Here is a 25477-nt window from a genome sequence, read left to right as displayed (position 1 = left end):
TTTACCTTACCACCAAACTTGTTACACGTCTGTTTTCAGGATTACACTGTTTATCTCCTCCCTATCCCCCATTTTACGGATACTCATAGTAATTATTAAGTCGGCTCATACTGAGGTAATCGGTTGAGAATCCGACCGACTAATGGCAACCACCGCAGGCTTGGGCGGGTCATTGGCATTTTTCCCAGGCCAGTTAGAGCCTATTGGCACTGCCCGATTTTGGATAAAATCTTGACCCTCTAAAGTTTTCATGGCAAATTGACGAGTTTCTGTAGCCTGGTTTTTGCGAATGCCATTGGCTTCGCCTGGGTGTTGCACCGCGAGAAACAATGTCTGCTGGTCGCGGGTAAAAAATGGCCCAGTCGTTTCGCACTCCATTGGCCCCATACCGAACAAGTACGCCTTACCTGCATTCTCTCCAGTTGTGGGAATAAACCAGATGGAGTTGTTGCCAAATATCCCCTGTAAGTTAGTCTCTTCAAGCGGCTTACCCTCAGCATCAACACGACTGGTAACGGCTTTGTTGTGTTTGGAGGTGGACATATCTGTAACCATCCAAACATTACCGTCTGGAGCAATCAACAGGTTGTCTGGATTGGAAAAACCCATTCCTCCAAGAGCAGGTTCGCCTCCTGTGGCTAACATCTGCCAGCGGAAGCTTTTCGCCCCTGGTTCATTGCCATCTTCAATTAGGTGCATAACCCAGCCATACTCATAAGGTATTTCTCCCTTTGGCCCCTTGAAGATGCGCTTGTCTGGCCCGCCGTCGCCGCCGGGGGAACCGGAGGTAAAGGAGATGTAAAGCGAACCATCTGGCGCAATTTCTGTGTCTTCTGGGCGGGCGGTACAGGTTGCTCCAACAGCATTAGCGGCATAATGGGCATCAATTAGAATTGCCCCTTGTTTCTCTTCTGGGTTGCCAGTGTAGAGGTGATTTAGCGTCTTGAACTGCTGTTTGAAACTGGTGCTGAGTTCATCTTTATCAGCTTTGAAGTAGCCACCAGAGGGGCTGGGGGCTGGGGACTTGGAGGACAACGCTTTTTTTACCTTGTCTCCCCCTTTTCTTTCGGGTAAAGGAATCATCTCCCCAGCGACGTTGCTAGGCAAATCTGGATCGATTGGGGTGTTTGGGGAAAGGGGAATCCAACGCCCTGAACCGTCTGGGTTAAATTTAGCGGCGTAAAGCATTCCCTGTTTTAGTAGCTGGGAATTGGCTTTGTCTTGGGGATTGTTAACAACGTCTTGGCTGACGAATTTGTAGATATGTCCGCCACGGCGATCGCATCCTGAATAAAATGCCAGTGGTTTAAGAGTCTCAACTCGCACCCCCACAGCTTCATGGCGATAGCGTCCTAACCAAGTGTGTTTCGTACCGTAATCTTTGGGATTTGCTGGATCTACTTCCACAATCCAGCCATACTTGTTCCCAGCTAATCCGAATACATTACCCTGACCAGACACTTCCTCGTCGTCAATAGTCACGGTGCGCTCTTTGGGCGCGAAAGCTGTACCATCGGCATACACTGGTTCCGGCACCTGCACCTGAAAATTTTCTTCCCCACTCAGCACCGTACCCCAAGGCGTTGTTCCACCAGCACAGTTGCCAAAGGTGCCAATTATGCGATCGCCTAATCCATCTACATAGCCCATTCCCTGCTTTTTGCGAAACACAGCCGCAGCAGGCCCGGTGGCTTTCAGATACCGACCATCTTCTAAACCAGAAATCCCACTAATCCGTCGGTCAGATGGAGAATTTGTCCGCACCCATTTCCCGTTAGCACCTTTGCGAATGGAAATTACACCCATTCCCTGGTCTATTAGAGCTTCCTTGACAATTTCTCTAATTTGTGCTTTCGTCGGGTCATTATCTGGCAAAGCATAAGCATTAATTCCATCCTTCCCAGCTTTTTGAAGCGCCGCTTGTACCTGGGACAAAGGTAGAGGCTTACCAATCACCTGCTGATAAGTTTCCAACCAGGGAATCGCACTAATGTACTCAAAATTGACAGTGAGATACCCTTCATCTTTGCCCGTCTCGACGAAAGATAAATAGTCGTTATTATAGCCAAAGCGAGAATCCCCTACTTTGTCGCCCCAAGCAGCAACAACATCATAAGTAAAGCCTTCCGGCAACACCAAGTCATCTACCACTTCATACGTCGTGTAATCTGCGATTTGCTTGGTTAATTCCAGGTTGTCAGTTGCCAAGGGCATTGTTCCCTTAACTGGTTTGAAACCTAGTTTCTTTACTCCTTGGTTAAATTCTGCTAAAAACGGGGAATTTTTTCCGCAAGATTTGAGAGACCCCAAGGTGACGACACCGACACTCCCTCCCAAGAAAAGCAAGAAATCTCTGCGCTTGAGCTTCATTAACTGAATGTGTGGATTACGGCAACTATCTTAGGACTACTAGGATGCGTCTTCAACATGGACACCACATCTTATATGGGCAAGTTTAGTAGTAAGTTAGCATTTGGTAATCTTCAGGTTAAGCCATTACTCATTCTCATTCCCAGTCCGCAGCCTGGGAATGAAGAAGAAGCTCCGCGTCCGGCTGCAAACCAAGGCACCTCAGACAAACAACTTTAAGAGCGAGTACCAGTAACAATATATGCCACTCGTTGCCCAATATTGGTAGCATGATCTGCCATCCGTTCTAGGTGACGAATCACCAACACCATTAGCAGAATTGGTTCAATCACCCCTTTGATATCCCGCTGAAAGGCCAAGGTCTGATAAACGGTTTCGTAGGCGGTATCTACGGCATCGTCCTGCTGCTTGATAGCCTTCCCCGCGGCGGCATCCAAATCTGCCAGTGCCACTAAACTCGACGCTAACATGGCTTGGGCATGATGAGCCATAGCTTCAATCTCAGGTAGACAAGAATGAGGCGGATAAGGAAAGAGTTTAACGGCAATCTCTCCTAAATCTTTGGCATAATCACCAATTCGTTCCAAATCTCGCACCAGTTGCATATAGGCACTTAGCTGGCGCAAATCCTGTGCTACTGGGGATTCCAGAGTCATGAGAGTAGAACAATCTAGTTCGATCTGGCGATAAAAGCGGTCAATTTCTTTATCTAGCAAGGGAATTTCCCTTGCAGCCTCCAGGTTACGAGAAAATAAAGCTTGGTGCGCCAGACGGAAGGAGTTTTCTACTAAGGCTCCCATCCGCAAAACATCTCTTGCTAAGCTCCTGGTTTTTCGCTCGAATTGGATACGTTCTGAATTGCCGTGTTTAGAGGAAAGATTTACCACAGCTGCTAGTGAGGAAAAAAGGACAGTTATCTCTACATTACAATGGCTGAAATTTTTTAATTTAGCTGTATGTCTGTAGACTTTAATAAATACTATCTAAAGATAGATGTAAATTTTAAGTACAAGTATCAAAAAGTACATTTAATACTAAAGTGATTTGACGGTGCTAGGAATTTAAGGCTTATTTCCTGAGTGGAAGTGGCTAACTTGGAATGGCAATCCGGGATTAAGACAAAGGCAATTCTATGTGTAGCCATGCGCCGCCTGTTTCTGGATGATTTCTGGCTTTGACCAAACCGCCATGCGCCAAGATGATTTGACGCACAATCGCTAAACCTAAACCGCTGCCAGTCGTTACCCGCACTGGCAAATCTTCCGAAGTTCCAGACAACTCGTGGTGTCGCCGCCTAGAGGGATCTCCTTGATAAAGTCGCTCAAAAATATGAGGCAAATCGGATTCTGGGAAGCCTATGCCAAAGTCAATTATATGAATTTGCACTGAGTTGGGGGCATCCTCTGTAGGGAGGAGAGTTACTTCAATGTGGATGGTGCCTTCGTTGGGGCTGTATTTAATGCTGTTGTCGAGTAAGTTGAGAAAAACTTGGGTGAGGCGGGAAGAGTCGGCTTTTAGGTAAAGGGTATCGGGGCCAAAATATTTCAAACTCAGTTGCTTTTGTCGCGCTAATGGCTCTAGGGTTTCCCAGGCAGAATAAATTAAGTTATGCAGTTCTACTGATTTGAGAGAAAGATGTTTGCTGGGGTCTTGCTCTAGCTGACTCAGTTCTAGCCAATCTTGTACTAGGTTAATCAACCGATTAACTTCTGGTAGGAGGCGGTCAACCCACTGACGCTCTTTGTCTTGCTGCAAGCGTTTCTGTAAGGTTTCGATTACTAAACGAATGGAGGTGAGGGGGGTTCTGAGTTCGTGGGCGAGATCGCTTACCCAGCGATCTCGTGCTTGGGAAAGTTCCACCAGAGGTTGCCGATTTTCCAGAAATACTCCCACTTGCCCGTTTGGTAAAGGCCAACTGGATGCTCGTAAGGTGAGACCACGCATTTCAGCTATGATCGCTGCATCCGCACAATCTGGATGAAAAACCCACTCTTGCTCACCAGGTTTTTGCTGATGACGAGTTTGCTCAATCAGATGGTCGAGTTCATAGGAACGTACCAACTCCAGCAGCAAGCGCACCTGTCCTGGTTCCCATCGGTGAAGCTGTAACAATAGTCGCGCTTGCTCGTTACACCAAATTAGCTGGTTTTCTTCATCAACCTGAAGATATCCCAAAGGGGCAACTTGCAGAATTTGTTGATCGATTTTCAGTTGGGTTTCTAGCTCAAGACAATGCTGGTTAGAGAGGGAAATTCCTCGCCGCAGTAGAGACAGTAGCGGTAAGGACACCCCCTCTGCTCCTGAGGGCAGCAACCGCAGAATTTGCTCCAACTGTCGGTAGAGCTTGTTTTGCCGCCAGTGCCAATACCCTATTCCTAAAGCCAGCCCCAGGGAAAATGCCAGAAGGGTCATAAAAAAGTTTTGAATTATGAGTTTTGAATTTTGAATTAAAGCAATTAGTTTAATCGTAAAGCTTAATTTCCGATTAACCCTCCCTTATACATTTCGGTTAGGTATCAGATATTACAGAAATCTCTGAATCATGACAATTACGATCAGCTAATGCCTACTTTCTATTCAAAACTCAAAACTCAAAACTCAACACTTTTTCAGCCAAAGCGATAGCCAAAGCCGCGTATTGTAATGATGTATTCTGGGTGGCTGGGGTCGCGTTCTAATTTTTCTCGCAACCAGCGAATATGAACATCAACTGTTTTACTATCGCCAACAAAATCGGGGCCCCACACCTGATCGATCAAATGCTCACGCGACCAAACTCGGCGAGGATAACTCATAAACAAGTCCAGCAGTCGAAACTCCTTTGGCGAAAGGTTAACCTCCTCTCCCCGAACAACTACGCGGCACTCTTGAGGATAAAGTGTGACATCCTTAAATTGCAGCACTGGGGCTTGGGGCAAATTGCCCAGGCGTTGGCGGCGCAACAAGGCACGACACCGCGCCACCAATTCGCGCATACTGAAAGGCTTGGTTAGGTAGTCATCGGCTCCTACTTCTAAGCCTAAAACGCGGTCAGTTTCGCTAGCTTTGGCACTGAGAATCAGAATCGGTACTGGGTTGCCTTGATAACGCAACAAACGGCATAAATCCAGCCCATTGACTTGCGGGAGCATTAAATCGAGAATGACCAAATCAAACGGGAAGTCTATACTAGCCGGGTATTCACTCTGAAGAAAGTTTAAAGCGTTACGTCCGTCGGCGGCTGTGACTACCTCGTAGCCTTCTTCTTCTAGAGCCAAAACTAACATTTCTCGGATGAGATCCTCATCTTCAACAACCAGAACTTTACTGGTTCGCCCTAGTTCTGGACTAGAAGCACTCTTCGGTAGGTCTAGAGAAAGCATAATAGGGAAACTAGAGAGTATATTTCCATCCTCATTCATACAATAAAATCGCTGCCCTAAGGATTTATCTTCTGGTATACAATTCCACAACCTAGCTAGGATAGAGTCGATGCGCTATTAATTGAGGCATCTGGCGATCCTGACGAGAGAGAAAGCACTCCTTACCCTATATGCTGCTGCACTTAAGTACCTGGACTGAAGTAGAAGCTTATTTAGTCAGCTCTACCGGAATTATTTTACCGATTGGTTCGACAGAGCAACACGGGCCTACTGGGTTAATTGGGACGGATGCGATTTGTGCCGAAGCGATCGCTCGTGGTGTGGGAGAATCTATCAGCGCAATCGTTGGCCCTACCATCAATGTTGGTATGGCTTTGCACCACACAGCTTTTCCCGGTACGATTAGCTTGCGCCCCAGCACAATGATTCAGGTGATTCAAGAATATATTACTTGTTTAGCTAAAGCTGGTTTTACCAAGTTTTTCTTTATTAATGGTCATGGTGGCAATATTGCAACACTGAAGGCTGCTTTCGCTGAGACTTATGCTCATTTAGCCGACTTAAATCTTCCCAATGCCCACTTAGTAAAGTGTCAAGTAGGTAACTGGTTCATGTGCGGATCGGTCTACAAACTGGCAAAAGAATTATACGGCGACCAAGAAGGCTCTCATGCTACGCCTAGTGAAGTTGCTGTAACTCAATATGTCTATCCAGAGGCGATTAAGCAAGCACCTCTTGCAGCGGAAGTTAATTCTGGATACAAAATTTATGGTGCTGCTGACTTCCGAGTGCGTTATCCTGATGGGCGCATGGGTTCTAATCCTGCTTTGGCGACACCCGAACACGGCAAGCAGTTTTATGAATTAGCTGTGAAGGAACTCAGCAATGGGTATTTAGAATTTTTGAATGCGGAATAAGAGTTGTAGTTGTAGGGAATGGAAGTCACCCTCGCACGGGGGTGCGTGGCGTTTGAAGTAAAAACCCAACAAATATTAAAGATGATTGGGGTTCCCTAATTCGCACAGGCCCAACAGACAATCAACTTGAACTAACACTAATCAATATTGTCCACAAGACAATAAAAGCGAGTATAGCCATGCCTATACTCAGCCCCGCTCCTAACAATATTCCCAAAATAGAACCTACAAACGTCAACAGCAGGAACCTAGAAAATACTAAGCGGCGGCTTCGGCGGCTAATTTTGATCTGGTTTGGGAAAATAAATTCACTCTCTGTGTTAAAACTCTTACTTAGGGATGGTGCTTCTTGAGAGTTGTACATAATTTTTATAAACACAAGTCTATTTATCAAATACTACATAGCGTACCAAGAAATTTCTAGTAGTTATACGGAATCTTCATCAAAAAAAGGCAATTATTTTTATACAAGCAAGGTAAATATACTGATAAAACTAGCTTTTTTCCTTAGCTCAAGCGGTTTCTATAGGTATTAACACAGAAATAATTGCGTGAAGATTGTATGAAGTTCTAGTATTTGTTCTGATGACGGTTTTTGAACCTATGAGATGAGCATACAGCTATGTGAAGACAATCGGTGAGGCGACGAACTTATCGCGGGTATGGAAAAGTAAAGTTTTATGACGGTGGGTATGCGATCGCGATAGGCTGTCGTGCTATGAATTTTAAAGATGCGATCGCGATTAAATCATTACCATTAATTACTAGCTCTCATTCGTTTAAAAACTAAACGAGAAATTCTAGGAAAAATTTTCCCATCATTAGCATAAGCGTCATCGTTACCAAAAACAGCCAGAACATAAGCCGTTTCGCCATCTTTCGTCGCCACAAAAGCTACCTCTTGCCGTGAATTGGAAGTCCAGCCAGCTTTGGAAGCGAACTTTACGTCAGCCTTAGTTAAAGACTCGCCAAAAAAACCTCGTATAGGGTTAAAATCACCAGGATCTTGCCACTGTTTTTTCCAAACTTCCGGACGCAAATCTCGTATTAGCCATCCGCACATTTTTTCGCTTGCTGCTGGTGAAACAGCCTCTCCAGTCGCGCAAATTTCGTAAATAAGTCTGGCGGCGTGGTCTGTTGTTATTTGATTGCGGATAGGATTTTGCGGATCTCCTCGCATCTGCAAATCGATACCTTTCGGTTCTGGAAGTTTTAGGTAATAAACGGGATAAGTCTTTTGGTTGATATTGATGTTCTCATAGCCTGCGGCTTGAAAAAATCTGTTAACTTGTTGACGTTTATTTAGCCAAACTTGAAATTCTGCTTCTGATTTTCTTGAACCAGATTCGGTGTTGGTTATACTGTCAAGAATGAAACTAGCCGCCTGGTTATCAGAATCCTGAACCATTTTAGATATATATATATTAAAATCACCCTCATTTTCCCAAATGCTGTTTTCTATTTGAGCATAAGCAACCGTCATCCAAAACATTTTAATCACGCTGGCAGGATATCGCAATTGATCTTGTCTATATCCGGCAATTTCTTTACGCTTTACATCTATTAAGGTGATAGATAAAGGTTTCTTAGGAAAATCCCTAGCAGCAACAAGTCTCACAATTCCATCAACAATTTCTTGCAATCTGGCGCTTTGCTGAAAGCTTGGTGGGGACGTGAGGTTATAGACAACTTCGGAATTTTCTCGTCCTGGTAAACGCGAGGGAACTGGTTGTGAGGCTGCTTGAGGTAAGTCTGAAAATATCGGTGGGGAAGGAGGTAAATACAGCGTTTGTGGCACAGTTGGGGATGGTTCGACAGATGGCCTTGTCGGACGCTGAATTATTAGGCGAGTGACAAATAATCCTAGAGTTGTGAAGATTGTAGCAACTGCGATCGCTAGTAAGATAAATTGCAGACAAGAAAGTTTAACGCGGCGTTTAGATACGCGCCTCTTAGGAGTTTTACCTGAAGCTTGTCTTGGTTTAGGCTTTCGGTTGGGCGAACTTGGCGGTGGAACCCGCTTTCTTTTAAGCTTGTCCTGTTGTTGCTTTTCGCGCTTTTTTAAGTAATTAATTTGTTTTTTTAGTTGCACATTCTGCAACCGTAAATTTTCAATTACTTGATAAGTATGGTCAAGTTCTGCCTCCAGTTCGGCAATCTCTTCGTCAATCTCATCCCATCCTGGTGGCGGTTTTGGACGCACTATCTACACCCTTTACAATTTTGGATCTTGAAGCAATTTTTGAGTAAATTAATTACCGAAATATGGCGTGGTTTCGGAGGCTTGTTCATACAGCAATCCGATTTATAGGAATATTAATGAACCGCAGAGGCGCAGAGGCGCAGAGGGAGAGAAAAAAGAGAGTTTCATAAATGGAGGGAAATTGCTATACCTTGTTTTAGAATTTGATTATATGATTTAGCTCGTTAATAAGTTATCAGTGCGAGTATTAGAAAACGTTAGCATTTTTTTATTTTACTCAAATTTTAATATAAAGAAGATTTGGCTAAAGTATGAATAAAATTTTATTCAGGCGTATAAAGATTTGAAATATCCAATTTTTCATCTAGGGAAACGCCATAAGTTTATCTAACTATCTTATTCGCGATTGTCGAAAAGTGCCTTTAATGGCGCACGGGTTCCGACAAAGACAGGAATAACATTCTTAATATCTGTGTCCAAATGAATAATGCCTCTATAGGATAATACTTCTTCAATTTTCATAAGCAAAAACACTCTGATGTTTCAACTATGGTGGCAGCTTAAAAATGCAGATATCATGGATAAATATATTAAGCCTAACCAGTAAAGAATAACAACTAACAACTACTTGAAATGATCCGCAAACCCAGCAAGCCAACCGTTGTCAGCACAAGTCCCTTCATAGTTCTAAATAATAAAGGGCAGATCAAACGTTTTGAACTGAAGGAAAATCAACATTTCCTGGGCCGCGACCCTGAACGGGCCGATTTGGTGCTTCCTGATGACTGGGGAGTAATCTCTGGTTGTCACGCTGTGTTACGTAAGGAAGGGGATGACTACCGCATCCATGACGGGGATGGTTACAAGCGCAGTACCAATGGGCTATTTTTCAATCACACGCGGATAACACCAACTGAAGGGTATCGCCTGGAAAACGCCACTGAAATTCATATTGGACAGAATCCCCAAAACTTAATTCAGTTGCGATATTTTAATCCTTCCAGTTCTCAGACAGCAACGCAACCCCTGCTGCGTTCTATCTCCCTAAAAAATCAGTCGGTGGAACTAGGTCGCGAACCCTCCGGTAATGCCGTTTTGCAATTGGATGCGCCGATAGTTTCTCGTCGCCACGCCACCATTGATGCTGATGCTCAGGGGCGCTATATTTTGCAAGATCATAGTCAAAATGGTGTGTTTGTAAATGGGCAAAAAGTGACAGGTTCGGCAGTGCTACAACCGGGTGCCATGATTCGGATTGGGCCGTTTACCCTGGTGTTGCGCGGTGATGATTTGATGATACTCGACCAAGGCGATAAAATTCGCCTTGATGCTGAGAATCTGGTAATAAAAGGGCGGCTGGATGACATTTCTCTGGCAATTGAACCGCGACAATTTGTGGCTTTGGTGGGCGGAAGTGGAACTGGGAAATCTACGTTGCTGAAGGCGCTGTTAGGGATTGAGGAGACGGCTAGCGGCGCGGTTTATCTCAATGGGGACAATTTGCAAAAGGACTTTAATATTTATCGCACCCAAATTGGGTATGTGCCTCAAGATGACATTTTGCACCGGGATTTAACGGTGGCGGAAGTGCTTTCTTATGCAGCGTCCTTGCGATTACCGCCAGATACGGATGTGGAACAGGTGGTAGAAAAAACGCTTAAGGATATTGAAATGTCTCATTGGCGGGATGCGCTAATAAAAAATCTCAGCGGCGGCCAGCGGAAGCGAGTCAGTATTGGGGTAGAACTTTTAGCTGATCCAAAGTTGTTTTTCTTAGATGAACCGACTTCTGGACTTGATCCTGGTTTAGATAAGAAGATGATGCAGCTGTTGCGGAAATTGGCTTTGGAGGGACGCACGATTATTTTAGTTACTCATGCAACGGCGAATATTAAAATATGCGATCGCATTATCTTTCTCGGTCGCGGTGGACGGCTTTGTTACTTTGGTTCGCCTAATGACGCGCTAAAGTTTTTTGGGATTACAACTGGCGATTTTGCCGATATTTACACTCAGTTGGAGAAGGAAACAGACGCAGAAACAGAGGCGACTGTCAAGCAAATTTCGGCAGATTTTCACAAATCTCCTGATTATCAAAATTATATCGGCAATTACATCGGTGGTGGAACTCAGGTGCTACAACAGAACGAGGAAACGCCGAAGAAAGTTAATATCTCTCCTTTTAAGCAGCTAGCTATATTAAGCGATCGCTATTTTAAGCTGATCAGACGCGATCGCATCTATCTAGGATTATCCCTTTTAACTGCTCCCATCGGTATTGCCTTGATTCCTTTGGCAATTCAAGGTAAAAATCCCCTCGTTGTAGGTAGCGAATCCGACCCAAGTCTCGCACCTTTAGCATTGCGAGTATTATTTGTCTTTACCTGTGCCGCTATTTGGGTTGGGCTTTCCAGTTCCTTACAAGAAATTGTGAAAGAAGCGGCGATTTACATGAGAGAAAGATTGGTTAATTTAGGATTAATCCCCTATCTCGGTTCTAAAATATTGATACTTTCGGGGCTTGCTTTACTCCAAAGTTTGTTAATGTCACTGGTAATTTTAATATTTTTTAAATCTCCCACCCCTGAGCTAATTCCGTGGACTATGGGACTTGCAATTACTACTTTTCTTACTCTTGTCACCAGCATGAGTTTGGGTTTACTTGTCTCAGCTATTGTCAAAAATAGCAGTCAAGCCAATAGTGCGTTACCTCTACTTTTATTACCTCAAATTATATTTTCCGGTGTCTTATTTAAGATGGAAGGCATCGCCAGCAAATTATCATGGCTAATGTTAAGCCGCTGGTCTGTTGGCGCTTATGGTTCTTTGGTAAATATTAATGCTATGGTTCCCGACCCGATTTATTTACCTAATGGTACGCTAGCTCCCATGCCCTTTGAAAAGACACCAATTTACGCTGCAACGTGGGATAATTTGGGTTTAAATTGGGGTATATTGTTGCTGCACACTTTTGTTTATTTAACAGTAACTTGGTGGTTACAGAAGCGAAAAGATATTTTTTAATTCTCAGTGGGGCAGGTGTCTCAGCTTCCCCTTACAAGTAAGTCTATTATCCACTGTCCTACAGTCGTTTTCAAGTTCCATTCAGGAACTTTTGTATCATCAAGTTCAACTTCTAATATTTGTTCTAGGAAAAGAACGATCTCAAGAATGTCCCAGTCTGAAGTCCCAAGGCGAGCTAACTCACTAAAACTATCATCTGGATATATCTTCTCAGGAGGAACGCGAAACATTTCTCCCAATTTTGAGCGATAGCATTTGGCTGCTTTCTTGAATAGATCCCCCGACAATCTGACCATATTCATAAATTCTTCGTCGCTCATTGGAGAACGCTGCAAAAACTCCTCCAACTTTTTTTGTCGATTGAACCAGAAAAGCATAAACCCTCTCGTAACCCAATACGGTTCACTTAAAGCTAAAAATCCAAACCTTACGTAGGTTGGGTTTCGTTCCTCAACCCAACCTACAACTTGGTGGTTACTGATTCAAGATAGGCATATAAACGCGGAATTTGCGGGTTTTCTTCCCCAAGTTATTCTAAAATTGCCGCTTCTCGTTGAAACCGCTGTTGCACCAGTTGGTAAATTTGAGGGTTATTTGTTATCGGTTTCAGCTGCTTAATCACGCAGCGGCGTTGCGATGGCATTTGGGTATCTTCTGCGAGAAAGGTATCGCCAAATCCACCACTTCCTAGAGTCTGAATGATTCGATAGCGGTTGTTTAGGAGTGTTGGTGTCATTGACTTATGCCAATTTTGAATTGGTAATCGGTAATCGGTAATTACCTCTTTCCTGTAGCACCTAGAGTACCCGGTCTCTCATCAGTGTCACTCAGTATCTAAATATCAATTATGGTAGATGCGATCGCATCTGAGTAGTTTATATTACCCATCTACTTAATTGTGACAAAAAAGCTAATTTAGTCTGCTCAGAATAAAGCATGACGCTATACAAACAAAGACCGCATAAGCGACCTTAAAATCCTGCTAAGCTACGGCTTGCTTTGTTCGTACTTGGCGTTAGTCGCTGTTGCGCTTTAAAAAAGTGAGATGTTCAGTTTACCGTGTTTTAGCTTTAACACTTTCGAGCAGAACTAACATTAAATTCATGTAAATCTGCATCCCAAATACTAATGTAAATAACATTACAATCTTGCCGCACAATCATTCCTCTTAAGTTGCCTTGAGTGAAAGTATAAGAAGTGCGTCGCCCTCGTTGCACTTGTCGGAGTCCCTGGCGAATATCTGGGGATGCACCACTGGGTAAAAGTCCATTCAATGTGGTTGAAATCGTTTGAGGATCTACCGAGTCGGCAAAGGATACCTCTGTTTGCCGAAGCCGTCCAGAAGTGCGATCGAATAAGTAGCCAAGGTCAATCTGATCTGGCACCACTTCATAAATTACAGCGCGTGTCCTCCAAAGACCACTGACATCTTTGCTTGGCTTGCCGAGTGCTGCTTGTACGTCGCTTCTGGCTGTACCGACTGGAAATGTCGGAACCCTGGTAGATACGTTTGGCGCTGGGTTATTGTTTTCGGGTTCCGGTGTGGGACGCGCTGGTTCCGGTGTGGGACGTGCTGGTTCCGGTGTGGGACGTGCTGGTTCAGGCGTTGGCGCAGGTTCCGGTTCCCGCACGGGTTCGGGTTCAGGGGTTGGCGTAGGTTCCGGTTCGCGCACGGGTTCTGGTGTCGGGGTTGGCGCGATCGCTACGGAAGGTGTTGGTTCGTCGCGGGTTACAGGCGAATTGTCAGGCGTTGGAGAAGGGGTTAGCTGTGTTTGTCTGGGGATTGGTTCCTCGGCGCGGGGAGGAGATGAGGCTACCGGGTCGGGCGACTGCGGGCCTCTGGTAAAAAGAAAGGTGCCAGCTACAGCCGCACTTACCAAACCAAATGCAATTAAAAGTCCGATCAGCAAAGGATTCCGCTGTTGGGGTTGACCAACGACAGGCGGTGTGGTGTTTGCTGTTTGTGGATATACAGGAGTAGGCGGAATGTTAGCGCCAGCACCAGGAGACACTGCTACTGTTGCTACGTCAGAAAGTGCAGGAGTTGGGGTAAAAGCGGCACTAGATTGTAAAGCATCAAGCATTTCTCTGGCAGTGGAAAAGCGATCGCGTGGATGCGACTGAATCGCCTTATCCAACACCGCCGTAAAGCCGGGACTGAGATTCGATGCGTATTGATGCCACAAAATTTCCCCAGTTCGGGGGTCACTCTGCAAATCTTGCGGCAGTTTCCCAGTCAGCAAATAAATCGCCGTCAGCGCCAAACTGTACAAATCGCTGGCGAATACTGGGTGTCCTACTCCCTGTTCCGAAGGCATAAACCCCGGCGTACCAATTACCATCGAGGCGACGGCGTTCCCTACGGCAGTATTCCCCGCGCCCACACTTTCCTTAACAGCACCGAAATCAATCAGCACCGGCTTTCCATCCCGCTGCCGGATAATAATATTGTCCGGCTTGATATCCCGGTGAATCATCCGCTTGCTGTGGACAAAATCCAGCACTGGCAACAAACTCACAAGAATATCCTTAACCGCCTTCTCAGAAAGCACTCCCTCGGCTTGCACCTTCTTCGTCAGCGTTTGACCCTCGATAAATTCCTGAACCAGATAAAACTGCCCAGCTTCCGAAAAGTAGGCGTATAACTTGGGAATTTGATTGCTGCCTTCACCCAGATCCTCTAAAATTGCGGCTTCTCGCTGGAAACGAGTTTGAGCCTGTAGGAACATCTGGGGGTCGTTTGCTATTGGCTTCAGCTGTTTTATTGCACAGCGACGACCCGAAGGCATATGAGTATCTTCTGCTAGAAAGGTGTTGCCAAATCCACCACTTCCCAGAGTCTGGATAATTTTATAACGATTGTTCAGCAATGGGGGCATGAGATAAAATCACAAGCGAGGGTTTGTGCCAAGACGAAACGGGAATTTTAGAGCCGCAATTATTTTAGGTCAAGTAAGCCACTTTCTTTTAATTTGGGATTGAAGCGGAGTTCCACTTGTACGCCACGGGCTTTTAGCTCTGTGAAGATTTCTTCTTCAACTCGCCGTGCTACATTTTTTAACAGTTTTGCTTGTCCTATTTCATCTATCGTTAGGCTCGTAAACTTCGCCTGCTCCTCGGCTGTCATCGCTAGTTTTGCGTCGATGGGGTCATTCCATTTTTCTTTTTCAGAACTATTCCCTACTGGTATCGCACCATTTTCTTCAATCCAAGCATCTCGAATACTTTCGAGAATGGTACGGTTAGGGCGTTCGATAATGTGTGCTTTTAGCCAGTAGCAGTGTTGAGGTTGGCGCACTAGATGTTGTTTGATGCTGACTGAGATATCGCGAGAATAGTTAATCAGTTGCAGCACTTTTTCATCATCAAAAACTGCGTATACGCCAATTTTTCCCTGCCATTGCTCAGGCAAATGTCCGTTTTCGTCAATGTAAGGGATGTATTCTAAACTGGCGAGAGGGGGAATGTTGTTATCAGTCATTGAGATTTTCAGGAAATTTTTATATCTTACTTTTTATGAGCGCATCTAGGATGTTGATAATCTTTATTTAGATTTTTTCCAGATGAAGGCGAGTGCCACTTGAGAGAGGAGCGGATCATAACGCATCTTACATACCTACATATATTAAATCGTCTAGGCCAGAGAAGGTTGCTATAGCAATTCAAGGGTTGCATGCAATACATCTGTAGGGGTATGGCAATGCGATGCCTCTACCAAACGTTAGAACCGCAATATGTTCCACCCAACTGAGAAACCCTATACGGTAGGGGCTTTTTGATTAGGATGGCCCTATTTGGGCGATCGCGCTCCAAATATTTTTGTAACAACAATTAATACTTAGAGGGTAGACAAGGGTGGAACATTCCCTCTGTGGGTTGAAGATGGTAATTACTACAATAAGTAAAGACCAAAAGGGTTATCACGGAGATTGGGAAAGTTGAATCCTCAAGGCACATGGATTTGCGACGGTGTACCTAAAAATAACAATCAACAGTACCCTAGCACTGAACCCCATACACCGCAGGAAAATCACGGGCCAGACTGTATTATGTGTGGCTTGCCTAAAGAGGCAATGATCGCGGGGGGCAAAAAAAGTCAGAAAACTGTTGTGTCGAGTATTCCCGGTTCTAAGTCGTCGGCGCGATTAGCTTTCATTGTGGCGGGAATTGCGATCGCACTGTTAGCAGGATTTGGTTTATATAAAGTTTTACAAGGGAAGCAGCCTGCGGAAGTTACTTCTAGCGTTTCTGAACCTTCCACAGCTAGTACAGAAGCAGTAGCGCCAGCAGATCCGCAAGCAATTGTCAGCGATACATCTGCAAACGCCCAGCTGATTAGTCAGGGTGAAAAGATATTGTTTGCGGGTGCAACAAATCCGGCAAAACAAGCCGGGGCATTGGCTTTTGCCCAGAAGAAATGGGATGATGCGATCACGCAATACCAGCAAGCCGTCACCGCCAACCCCAACGACCCGGAAAGCAAAATTTACCTGAACAACGCCCAAGCTAAAAAAGCTGGAAATCCCCTGACGATGGCTGTTGTGGTTCCCGTCACCCCCAACCCCGATACAGCGAAAGAAGTTCTTCGGGGTGTCGGACAATATCAGGACAAGTTTAACGCCTCGCCTCCGACGGCTGGACGTTTGTTGGAGGTGGTAATTGTCAATGATATTGAACCGCAAAAAGCAGCTTCCCTGGCGCAAGATTTGATTAAGTCGCCGAATATTTTGGGAGTGCTGGGACATGGGGTAGATAATGGAAGTCAACAAGCGATCGCGCTTTACGAACAAGCTGGCTTAACCGTACTTTCTCCCATCAGCACCAGCATCACCCCCAATAGCAGCGGTCAATCAACTTTGCAAACAATTTCTCTGGCCAAAAAAGCCAACGAATTGTTAGGAAGTTACCTAAAAACTGTTGGCACTACCTTGGCGAAATACGCAAACTCTAAGCAATCTCCCGCTGCTGTTGCCGTTTTCTACAATTCTGATAGTCAATACAGTCAGCAACTCAAAGATCAATTCACAGCTGCTTTATCTCAAGTTAACGGCAAAGTCGTTAAAGAAGTAGATATTAATGCTGCTGGCTTTGATGCTGCTGCTACCATTGCCGATGTTACCAACGCTGGGGCGAAAATTGGCTTTTTGGCACTAAGTAAAAACAAAGCCGATCAAGCCGTTGCGATCGCTAAAGCTAATCAATCATTAGAATTAATTGGCGGCGATGAACTTTATAACCCTGCAATTTTAATCCAAGGGGGAGATGCAATTCAAAACATCGTTTTGGCGGTTCCCTGGAGTTCCCAGCCAAACGATCCATTTGCAAATCAAGCCGCCACAATTTGGAAAGGAAGAGTCAGCTGGCGCACTGCCACAGCTTATGATGCTACTCAAGCTTTAGCAACTGCCTTCAGCCAAAATCCTAACCGTTCTGGAGTATCGCAGCAACTTCAAGTTGGTATCCCGATTACGGGAACTGCAACCGATTTTAATGTTCTCAATGAGGTTCCTTTGGTTAAAGCTGTTCCCGGTAAAAATGGGCCAGCCGGATCGAAATATCAATTCGATCCAATTTAAGTAGAGGGGTAAGTATATGGACAAAAAACCTAACCCCCCAGCCCCCTTCCCTACCAGGGAAGGGGGGGAAAGGCTAAACCATGTGCAACTTCTTCCTAGCCCCCCTTTCCAAGGGGGGTTGGGAGGATCAAAACGTGATGCAAACAAGGACAGATCCCCTCTAAACCATAGGTTTAGGCACCGCTACACTAGAAAAAATTGTCAAGACTCACCGCCCCTACAAGGGGAGAGGTTTTATTTAATTTTGTCTACCAATTTAGCGATCGCACGCCCAACATCCCATGAGTAGTTTTCGTCGCGCATTCTGGCGGTATCCTCTATTCCAGATTCCGTTAATGTTTCTTTCCCTTTGTTTAATAGCAGCGCTTTTGTGCTGGTTATTGGGGCTGGGTAGACCAAAAGTTGCGGTAGCGATCGCTCTGGATCTTAGCACCAGCACCTACGGCACGCAGTTCAACGCCCCTGGTACGATTATGTACCAGGAAGTGCAAGCCGTACAGTCGTATTTGGCAGAAAATGCCCAGTTAAGAAACGCCAACCAAGTGCAAATTTTAGGGTTTGGGGGTGTGGTGCAAAGTCTTACAGGTAACGAATTTAAAACTGATAGCAAACAGGTAAGCGATGAATTAACCCAAGCCTTGCAAAATCCCGATTTACCTCAGTTAGTTGCGAATAATACCACAGACATCAATGCAGCAATTCAAAAAGGTACAGAAGCACTGAGTGGAGTTAGCGATCGCTGCCGGGAATTATTATTAGTAACGGATGGCGGTGCTAATGTATCACCGAATGTTGTAAGTAATGCTGTGGCGCGTAAAGTTAAGGTTAATGCAATCGTAGTCGGAGCAGATTCCCCAGAATTAAAATTAACAGCTTTCACTACAGGCGGCATTTATGCGTCTGGTGAAACCAGTAATCTCCAAAGGTTTTTTACAGAAAGATTTTTTACTCGATTTAACAGTAACCGCCAATGGATTATCTTATGGCTAGGTGCTGCTTGGATTGCGTTGATGTGGATGCTGACTCTGATTCTTGATAAGTTCATCTTTCAGGGTTTATTCAAGTTACCGATGAATCTTTCTGGACAATTATCTCTAGGCAATGCTTTATTTTGGAGCGTACTTACGCCAATAATTATTTGGCAAATCTGGAAAATACTTGATTTACCCTTTTTCTCGTCGTGTTGATTAAGTCATATTTTGCAACGCAAAGAACGCAGAGGCTTTCGCAAAGGGGCGCAAAGGACTTACTCTGACTCTGCGTTAGCGAAGCGGCGCGACAGCGCTACCTCTGCGATTACCTTTGCGTTAAAACTAAAAAAGCTGATACAGGAGAAATATCATGGCAGCAGTAGAAGAAAAAAGTATGGTTCCCACCGTACTCGTAGGAGTAGGTGGAACAGGCGTGGAAGTGCTGTCGCGGGTACGCCGACTGGTAGAAGAAACTTATGGCAGTTTAAAGAATTTCCCGATCATTAGTTTCCTGACAATTGATACCGATAAAGATTACAAAGTAAACAACCCAGAAGCAGCAGGAACGCCATTACAAGATAACGAGAAATTTTGGGCAAGTGTCAGCGGCAAAGAAGTCAGCGATATTATGTCCAATATGGGAAAATATCCTTGGATTGAGTCGTGGTTTCCCAAAGAATTAGAGCGAAATATTGGCGCATTAGAAGCAGGTGCGGGTCAAATTCGCGCTTGCGGCCGATTTGCTTTTTTTTATAACTACCACAAAATTCAGCAAAAATTTAATGAAGCTTGCGATCGCGTCAAGGGTCACGAAAACTTTATGCTGGATAAATACGGCATTAAGGTGAGCAGCGGTGGTTTAAATGTCTTCGTCACAGGCTCCCTTTCTGGGGGTACTGGTAGCGGTATGCTGATCGATTTGGGCTATTGCATCCGCAATTGGCTCAAAGGTCAAGCCAGCCCCCTGATAACGGCAATTGTGCCGATGCCTAATGCCTTTGCGAGTATCAAAGTGGGCGATCGCGTTCTCGCTAATGGCTACGCAGCGATGATGGAATTAAGCTATTTCTCGGATTATAGAACCGAGTACGCTGTTCAATTTAGTGGTGGATTAGCAGATGAAGTTCGCAACAAACGCCCTCCATTTGATTTTACCTATTTAGTAGGTACAAAAAATGGGGAAAGTGAGTTTTCCCTAGACCAAATTCGGGAAATGATCGGGCAAAATATTTTCCTAGATTTAACTAGCGATTTTGCTCCCCACAAGCGTTCAATCCGAGACAATATTAAAGGTGCTTGGGCGCAAGCAGATCCAGGCGGAAGAGGTTATCCCAAAAACTTTATGAGTTTTGGACTCTCTACGATTGAGATTCCCCTGGCTCAAATTCGCACTTCTTTATCTAGTCGTTTGGGAGTAGATTTAGTCAGTTGGTGGCTGAATGAATCTGTACCGTTACCGCCAAATGTTTTAGATTTGGTGCAGACCGATATCCTAAAAAGAATGCGGTTAACGGACGCGGAACTTATAGCAGATTTATCCTCAGCGAATGATAAATCCTATGTGTCAGAAATTTCCAACTGGGTGAACAGCATTCGCAATGAAATCGCTACCGATAATAAACTGCAATGCACCCATCAAGGTGTAAATGTTATCGGTTCGGAACGGGGTAAAATTCTGCAATTCGTGGATACTTATCTCACACCAAAGGTAGATGAATATCGCGCCAACCACTTGCGGGAGTTAAGTCCGGATGAGCGATCGCATGGTGACTTCCTGCAAAAAATGTACGACAACCGCAACCGCATTATCCAGCAGGGAAGAAAAGCGTTAGAGGTGGAGTTGTACGACATTGTACGCGATCGCAACCGAGGATTAAAATTTGCCGATGCCTTCATCGCTACAGCCCGCCAACTATTGACAAATTCCGCAGAAAAGTTTCGCCGCGACTCAGAAAAAATTTGGCAACCCAACGAAGCAAATCGGCAAAGACAGTATGAGACAGCTTTACAAGATATTAATCAATTTAAAAGCTTGTTTGGTCTTACCAAGCAAGCACAAATGGAGAAATATTGCGAAGATGCTCTCACAGGTTTAGAAGGTAGTTTTGTTGCTATTATTCAGCGCAAAGCACGCGCTTTAGCATTAGAAGTAATTGCCAGAATGCAAGAACATCTGGAATTACTAGAACGGCGACTAGCTCGATTTAATCAAAAGTTGCGGCAACTACGCGATGGTTTCAAACAAAAAGCTGATAAAGAAGCTGATAGCGCCGATGCTTTGAAAATTAACGGAATTAAACTGTATGAACGGGAAGAACTAAACCTGCTCTATCGCGATATGATTGAGCAGTTGGCGGGTGCATCAGAAGGTAGCAAAAGCCGCTATGAATTGGGTATAGATCAAATTTGCAGCACGATGTCAGAAGATGTGTTGCGCGATGCTAGTCCTCTGTGGAAACAAACACGCGCTGCTGGGGAAGTAATGCAGCTATTTGATATTACTCAACTACCGGATGTGAACTCGGATGACTTCAAGGAAATTGTCGTTAGCAGAACTCAGTTAGTAGTAGAGAAGTCTCCCCAAGAAAGTCGGTTTAAAAGGGAACTCGCCGCAAGCGATCGCTTATTCAAAGCCTTGCAAAACGACCCGGAAGCAATTCGTAGCAACATTCGCATCGCCTACCAAAAATCGCAACCCCTGATTTTACTTTCCCAAGCCGTTCTCAGTGGTGCAGATGCAGGTTTTACGCCAGCATTAAATACCAAAGTTGCCATCGTCGGTGGTCGCAACAGCACCGATCCAGCCGCAATTAAACTACTACCATATTTGCAAGAACGAGTCGGGAGTAGCGATGCGATCACACCATTAGGAGATCAAGAACGTCACCGAATTGTTTTTGTGCAAGAAAAAGGCGGCTTTTCTCTGCGTTGCATTGACGGAATGCGAGAGCTGCGACAATCATATCAAGACTGGAAAGGACAATCTATAGAAGCCAAGCGATCGCAACTTAAAGGCGAAAGCAAAGATCCTCCCGTACCCGTCCACATTCAAAAAGAACCCCCTTTCTGGGATGTGTTTCCCGAAGATCCAGAAGTGTTCCGGTTGGTGGTACAAGCACGAGCTTTTCGTGTTTTGCGACTAGAAGAAAATCGCAACACTAAAGAAAATACGATCCGCTACACAAGGAAAACTGTCATTGGTACAGAAAATGTAGATATTGCTTCCGGTTGGGAAGAAGCTGTACAAGTGTTGGAAGTGCTGGCGTGTCGTCCTGATAAAGAGGAAATTCAGCGTCAAGTGACAGCACTCCTCGCCGCCGCTGATCAACCCCAAGAAAAGCGAGTTTTATATAATCAGTTGATGGCTTATCTGAAGCAGCGAGAAGTGGAATTGGAGAAAAATGGCGGAACTGATAGCCCAGATTACAGACGCGAAGCTACGATTATTCAAAATGTCATAGCTGTCAATAAGTTAAATGTTGGTGAAGGTGTTGGTGTGGTGACACCACAACCGCAAGATCAGCCGCCTGTTAATAATGGTGGTGCTGCACCTGCACAGGTTTTCTGCACCAGTTGCGGCAACAAAAACCCCGCTAATTCTAAGTTCTGTTCCAAGTGCGGTACTCGACTGGTTCAATTCACCTAAATTAATCGAGACACCTTGATTAACTCGTTCCCAGGCTAAGCCTGGGAACGAGAAGGTGGTCTTTATCTCACCTTTCGATAAATGGCACAAAGGCGACTTGGTTTAAAAATTTTAGCTTTAAACATGAAATTAGGGGGGACGTTAATAATCAGGTGATCCTCAGATTGGTGGAATTTCTCAAATTCGGCTGGCATCCCTTTAGGTGTGGCTGTGCTGTAGGGAACTGGCTGGAAAAGAAATTCTGTAAATTCAACTTCTTCGCACTGCATTTGCTCAGTAATTTGCTTTACAAAAGCTTCGCCCTTTAATAAATTAAACAGAGTTTCTTTTGCCTCTGGATCGAGGGTAAAATTGCCATCAAAATTTTCAATGATTTTTAGACCCATTTTACGTACAGCTATTTATTAACGCCTTAGAAAGGATAGCAATAAAATTGTCACTTCGAGCAATTTATTGCATTGGGCAATGTTTTTTTGTGACAGGCTCTTTGAGAGGTTTGCAATCAACACCAGCTTTATAGATTAAGAATCGTGAAGCCTCTGAAACCAGAGTGTATAAAATATTAGTGAAGAAATGATGAATAGACTGGGAAGCAATACGTTGAGTAAACGCAAAACATAGAGATTGCTATCGAATTTATTAAAAATATTGATACTTTAGTAAATGTCAATATCAATATTCGCCCGGATTGGGGTGGAATCAGACGAAACGCCGTAAAATCAGGAAATGATTTATCAACGCCCTCGCTTGGAAATTCCCGAATGCACCTGGAAGCGTCCCATCGGACTCGGATGGGACAAGCCTTACACTGTCCGCTATGCCAGTAATCTCGACGATGGCCCTTGGCACGGTATGCCTTTGGGTGGCTTTGGCGCAGGTTGCATTGGTCGTTCCCCAAGAGGTGACTTTAACTTGTGGCACCTGAATGGCGGAGAACACATATTTCGCAGTCTGCCTGCTTGCCAGTTTAGCGTCTTTGAGCAGCCAGAAGACTCCCCAGCGCAAGCTTATGCGCTGTGTACGGAACCGCCAGAGGATGGCAGTTTATCTCGCTGGCAGTGGTATCCCAAGGAAGGGACTGGGGATAAGGGACTGGGGACGGGGACTTATCATGCGCTTTATCCGCGCAGTTGGTTTGTCTATGAAAATGTGTTTCAGGCGGAGTTGACTTGCGAGCAGTTTTCGCCAATTTGGGCGGGAAATTATCAGGAAACTTCTTACCCTACAGCTGTGTTTCGCTGGACTGCATACAATCCCACAGATAAGCCGATAACGATTAGCATTATGCTGACTTGGCAGAATGTGGTCGGTTGGTTTACCAATGCGATTAAGTCGCCAGAAGTACGGGTGCGGGATGATGGTAGCCCGGTTTACGAGTATCAGCCACGATGGGGAGATAGTACGGGAAACTTAAATCAGTGGATTTCCGACTTTCACCGCGTGGGATGTCTGCTAGATCGGGTAAGGCTGCATGATGAAATTGGGGAGGGGGAAGGACAGTTAGCGATCGCTACTGTGACTAATCCCAGTTTAGAAGTCTTCCATCACAGTCGTTGGGACCCGGCAAGCGATGGCGGCGATATTTGGGATATTTTTGCTTGTAATGGCACCTTGTCGGATCGGCAAGATGAAACGCCAGCCGCACCAGGGGAACAAATAGCTAGCGCGATCGCTGTCCGCTTTACTCTGAAACCTGGTAGAACTCGTTATATTCCTTTTATCGTCTGCTGGGATTTTCCGGTGATGGAATTCGGTACGGGGGATTCTATCACTAAATATTACCGTCGTTATACTGATTTCTTTGGTCGCAATGGCACAAATGCTTGGTCGATAATTCGCACGGCCCTCAAGCAAGATGATACTTGGCGGGACTCAATTCGCGAATGGCAACAGCCCATTTTAAAGCAGCAGGACTTGCCTTCTTGGTTCAAAATGGCACTGTTTAATGAGCTGTATCTGCTATGCGATGGCGGTACTCTATGGACAGCAGCATCAGAGTTAGATCCGATTGGACAATTTGGTGTTTTAGAGTGCCTGGATTATCGTTGGTACGAAAGCTTAGACGTGCGGCTTTACGGCTCGTTTGCTTTGGCGATGCTTTGGCCGAAATTGGATAAAGCAGTTTTAGAAGCTTTTTCACGAGCAATTCCCACAGGGGACGATACTCCCAGAATTATTGGGTATAATCAAGCACAGGCAATTCGCAAAGCTGCCAATGCTACACCTCACGATCTCGGCGCACCAAATGAGCATCCGTGGGAAAAAACTAACTATACCAGTTACCAGGATTGCAACCTTTGGAAAGATTTACCTTGCGATTTTGTTTTGCAAGTTTATCGAGATTTTGTGATGACTGGCTCCACAGATATCCAGTTTTTGGAAGAATGCTGGGATTCAATTGTCAAGACGCTGGCTTATGTCAAGGAATTTGATCTAGACGGGGATGGGATTCCGGAAAATTCCGGTGCGCCAGATCAGACTTTTGATGATTGGAGATTGCAGGGTGTGAGTGCTTATTGCGGCGGCTTGTGGTTAGCGGCTTTGGAGAGTGCGATCGCTATCGGACAAATATTAGCCCAAAATTACCCTGACGGCGAATACAACACCACCAATTACCAAACCTGGCTAGACCAATCCCAATCTTTATATCAACAAAAGCTTTGGAACGGTAAATATTACCGACTCGACAGCGAAAGCGGATCTGATATTGTGATGGCAGATCAACTTTGCGGTCAGTTCTACGCCCGTTGGTTGGGATTACCCGACATTGTGCCAGTAGAGTGCATACAATCTACCCTCAAAACTGTGTATGAGTCCTGCTTTTTGAAATTTAATAATGGTCTTTTGGGTGCTGCAAATGGAGTAAAACCAGATGGTACGCCTTTCAATCCCAATGCTACTCATCCCCTAGAAGTTTGGACAGGGATTAACTTTGGGCTTGCAGCATTCATGGTTCAGATGGGGATGAAAAATGAAGCCTTCCAGATGGCGGAAGCTGTCGTGCGCCAAGTTTACGACAATGGGCTGCAATTCCGCACCCCCGAAGCCATCACAGCTGCTGGTACTTTCCGTGCTAGTCACTACCTGCGAGCAATGGCAATTTGGGCAATCTACGGCGTACTGACAAAATTTTAAACTCGTTCCCATGCTCAGCCTGGGAAGGAAAGAATCATTTTGACTTTTGACTTAATTACCTCCTCCCGTTGACGGAGGGATTGCAGTAAAAAATAATTGTAGGAACGTCACCCAACAAATGCTTACCTTTTATTGGGTGACGTTCCTGAACGCAACCTACGCGAACATTAGTGTTTTTCGCTCTAACCGAACCGTATTGCTTGATTACTTCCCCCCGTTGACAGAGGGATTGCAGTAACTTTTTAAGTAACTTTACAAAATATAATATATGCT

General features: G+C 45.0%; 17 protein-coding genes and 1 pseudogene. 7 read left to right on the top strand and 11 right to left on the bottom strand.

Annotation, left to right across the window (positions count from 1 at the left end; translation table 11 throughout):
• Positions 1-105: 105 nt before the first annotated feature.
• Positions 106-2370 (bottom strand): alkaline phosphatase PhoX, encoded by a 2265-nt coding sequence (locus tag H6F63_RS11420; RefSeq protein ID WP_190637432.1) that lies wholly within the window; start codon positions 2368-2370, stop codon positions 106-108.
• 9 nt (positions 2371-2379) lie between these two features.
• Here H6F63_RS11420 and H6F63_RS11415 point away from each other — a divergent pair, with 9 nt between their 5' ends.
• Positions 2380-2589: a hypothetical protein gene (locus tag H6F63_RS11415; protein ID WP_190637430.1), complete on the top strand. Its 210-nt coding sequence runs from the start codon at positions 2380-2382 to the stop codon at positions 2587-2589.
• Here the strand turns inward: H6F63_RS11415 and phoU are convergent.
• The 3 genes from phoU to H6F63_RS11400 all read right to left on the bottom strand — a co-directional run bounded on the left by phoU (position 2586) and on the right by H6F63_RS11400 (position 5732).
• Positions 2586-3257 carry a phosphate signaling complex protein PhoU gene (gene phoU / locus H6F63_RS11410; protein ID WP_347269547.1) on the bottom strand — a complete coding sequence of 224 codons (672 nt, stop codon included), beginning with the start codon at positions 3255-3257 and terminating at the stop codon, positions 2586-2588. The genes H6F63_RS11415 and phoU overlap by 4 nt on opposite strands.
• 226 nt (positions 3258-3483) lie before the next feature.
• Positions 3484-4782: a HAMP domain-containing sensor histidine kinase gene (locus H6F63_RS11405; protein ID WP_190637427.1), complete on the bottom strand. Its 1299-nt coding sequence runs from the start codon at positions 4780-4782 to the stop codon at positions 3484-3486.
• A 197-nt stretch (positions 4783-4979) separates the two neighbouring features.
• Positions 4980-5732 (bottom strand): response regulator transcription factor, encoded by a 753-nt coding sequence (locus H6F63_RS11400; protein ID WP_190444507.1) that lies wholly within the window; start codon positions 5730-5732, stop codon positions 4980-4982.
• 170 nt (positions 5733-5902) lie between these two features.
• Here H6F63_RS11400 and H6F63_RS11395 point away from each other — a divergent pair, with 170 nt between their 5' ends.
• Positions 5903-6649, top strand: coding sequence for a creatininase family protein (locus H6F63_RS11395; protein ID WP_190637425.1), 747 nt, complete (start codon positions 5903-5905; stop codon positions 6647-6649).
• A gap of 757 nt (positions 6650-7406) precedes the next feature.
• On the opposite strand, the gene H6F63_RS30960 is transcribed toward H6F63_RS11395, so the two are convergent.
• Both H6F63_RS30960 and H6F63_RS30480 read right to left on the bottom strand, forming a co-directional pair.
• Positions 7407-8852: a serine hydrolase gene (locus tag H6F63_RS30960; RefSeq protein WP_199297959.1), complete on the bottom strand. Its 1446-nt coding sequence runs from the start codon at positions 8850-8852 to the stop codon at positions 7407-7409.
• A gap of 396 nt (positions 8853-9248) precedes the next feature.
• Positions 9249-9374: a hypothetical protein gene (locus H6F63_RS30480; protein WP_277876390.1), complete on the bottom strand. Its 126-nt coding sequence runs from the start codon at positions 9372-9374 to the stop codon at positions 9249-9251.
• A 111-nt stretch (positions 9375-9485) separates the two neighbouring features.
• On the opposite strand from H6F63_RS30480, the gene H6F63_RS11385 reads away from it, so the two are divergent.
• Positions 9486-11876, top strand: a complete 2391-nt coding sequence (locus H6F63_RS11385) for an ATP-binding cassette domain-containing protein (protein WP_190637423.1) — start codon at positions 9486-9488, stop codon at positions 11874-11876.
• A gap of 20 nt (positions 11877-11896) precedes the next feature.
• Here the strand turns inward: H6F63_RS11385 and H6F63_RS11380 are convergent, their stop codons facing one another.
• From H6F63_RS11380 to H6F63_RS11365, 4 genes and pseudogenes are all read right to left on the bottom strand, one after another.
• On the bottom strand, positions 11897-12196 hold the full coding sequence (locus H6F63_RS11380; RefSeq protein WP_199297958.1) for a hypothetical protein: 300 nt from the start codon (positions 12194-12196) through the stop codon (positions 11897-11899).
• Between the two features lie 212 nt (positions 12197-12408).
• Positions 12409-12612 (bottom strand): annotated as a pseudogene (locus tag H6F63_RS11375) (serine/threonine protein kinase); the annotation flags it as partial.
• Positions 12613-12946: 334 nt separating this feature from the next.
• A complete protein-coding gene (locus tag H6F63_RS11370) occupies positions 12947-14755 on the bottom strand; it encodes a serine/threonine-protein kinase (RefSeq protein WP_190637419.1) in 1809 nt (602 codons plus the stop codon).
• Between the two features lie 59 nt (positions 14756-14814).
• Entirely contained in the window at positions 14815-15357 is a 543-nt protein-coding gene (locus tag H6F63_RS11365) for a GIY-YIG nuclease family protein (protein ID WP_190637417.1), read from the bottom strand.
• Between the two features lie 457 nt (positions 15358-15814).
• On the opposite strand from H6F63_RS11365, the gene H6F63_RS11360 reads away from it, so the two are divergent.
• The 3 genes from H6F63_RS11360 to H6F63_RS11350 all read left to right on the top strand — a co-directional run bounded on the left by H6F63_RS11360 (position 15815) and on the right by H6F63_RS11350 (position 22069).
• Positions 15815-17452 carry an ABC transporter substrate-binding protein gene (locus tag H6F63_RS11360; RefSeq protein WP_190637415.1) on the top strand — a complete coding sequence of 546 codons (1638 nt, stop codon included), beginning with the start codon at positions 15815-15817 and terminating at the stop codon, positions 17450-17452.
• A gap of 281 nt (positions 17453-17733) precedes the next feature.
• Positions 17734-18639 (top strand): vWA domain-containing protein, encoded by a 906-nt coding sequence (locus H6F63_RS11355; RefSeq protein ID WP_190637413.1) that lies wholly within the window; start codon positions 17734-17736, stop codon positions 18637-18639.
• 151 nt (positions 18640-18790) lie between these two features.
• Complete coding sequence (locus tag H6F63_RS11350) at positions 18791-22069, top strand: tubulin-like doman-containing protein (RefSeq protein ID WP_190637584.1); 3279 nt, start codon at positions 18791-18793, stop codon at positions 22067-22069.
• A 62-nt stretch (positions 22070-22131) separates the two neighbouring features.
• Here the strand turns inward: H6F63_RS11350 and H6F63_RS11345 are convergent, their stop codons facing one another.
• Positions 22132-22455 carry a hypothetical protein gene (locus H6F63_RS11345; protein WP_190637411.1) on the bottom strand — a complete coding sequence of 108 codons (324 nt, stop codon included), beginning with the start codon at positions 22453-22455 and terminating at the stop codon, positions 22132-22134.
• Between the two features lie 340 nt (positions 22456-22795).
• Here H6F63_RS11345 and H6F63_RS11340 point away from each other — a divergent pair, with 340 nt between their 5' ends.
• On the top strand, positions 22796-25204 hold the full coding sequence (locus tag H6F63_RS11340) for a GH116 family glycosyl hydrolase (RefSeq protein WP_190637409.1): 2409 nt from the start codon (positions 22796-22798) through the stop codon (positions 25202-25204).
• Positions 25205-25477: the final 273 nt, after the last annotated feature.

Source organism: Trichocoleus sp. FACHB-40, from assembly GCF_014695915.1.
In the GTDB taxonomy this organism is placed as follows: Bacteria; Cyanobacteriota; Cyanobacteriia; order Cyanobacteriales; family FACHB-T130; genus Funiculus; species Funiculus sociatus.
This window is presented reverse-complemented; position numbering and strand designations above follow the sequence as displayed.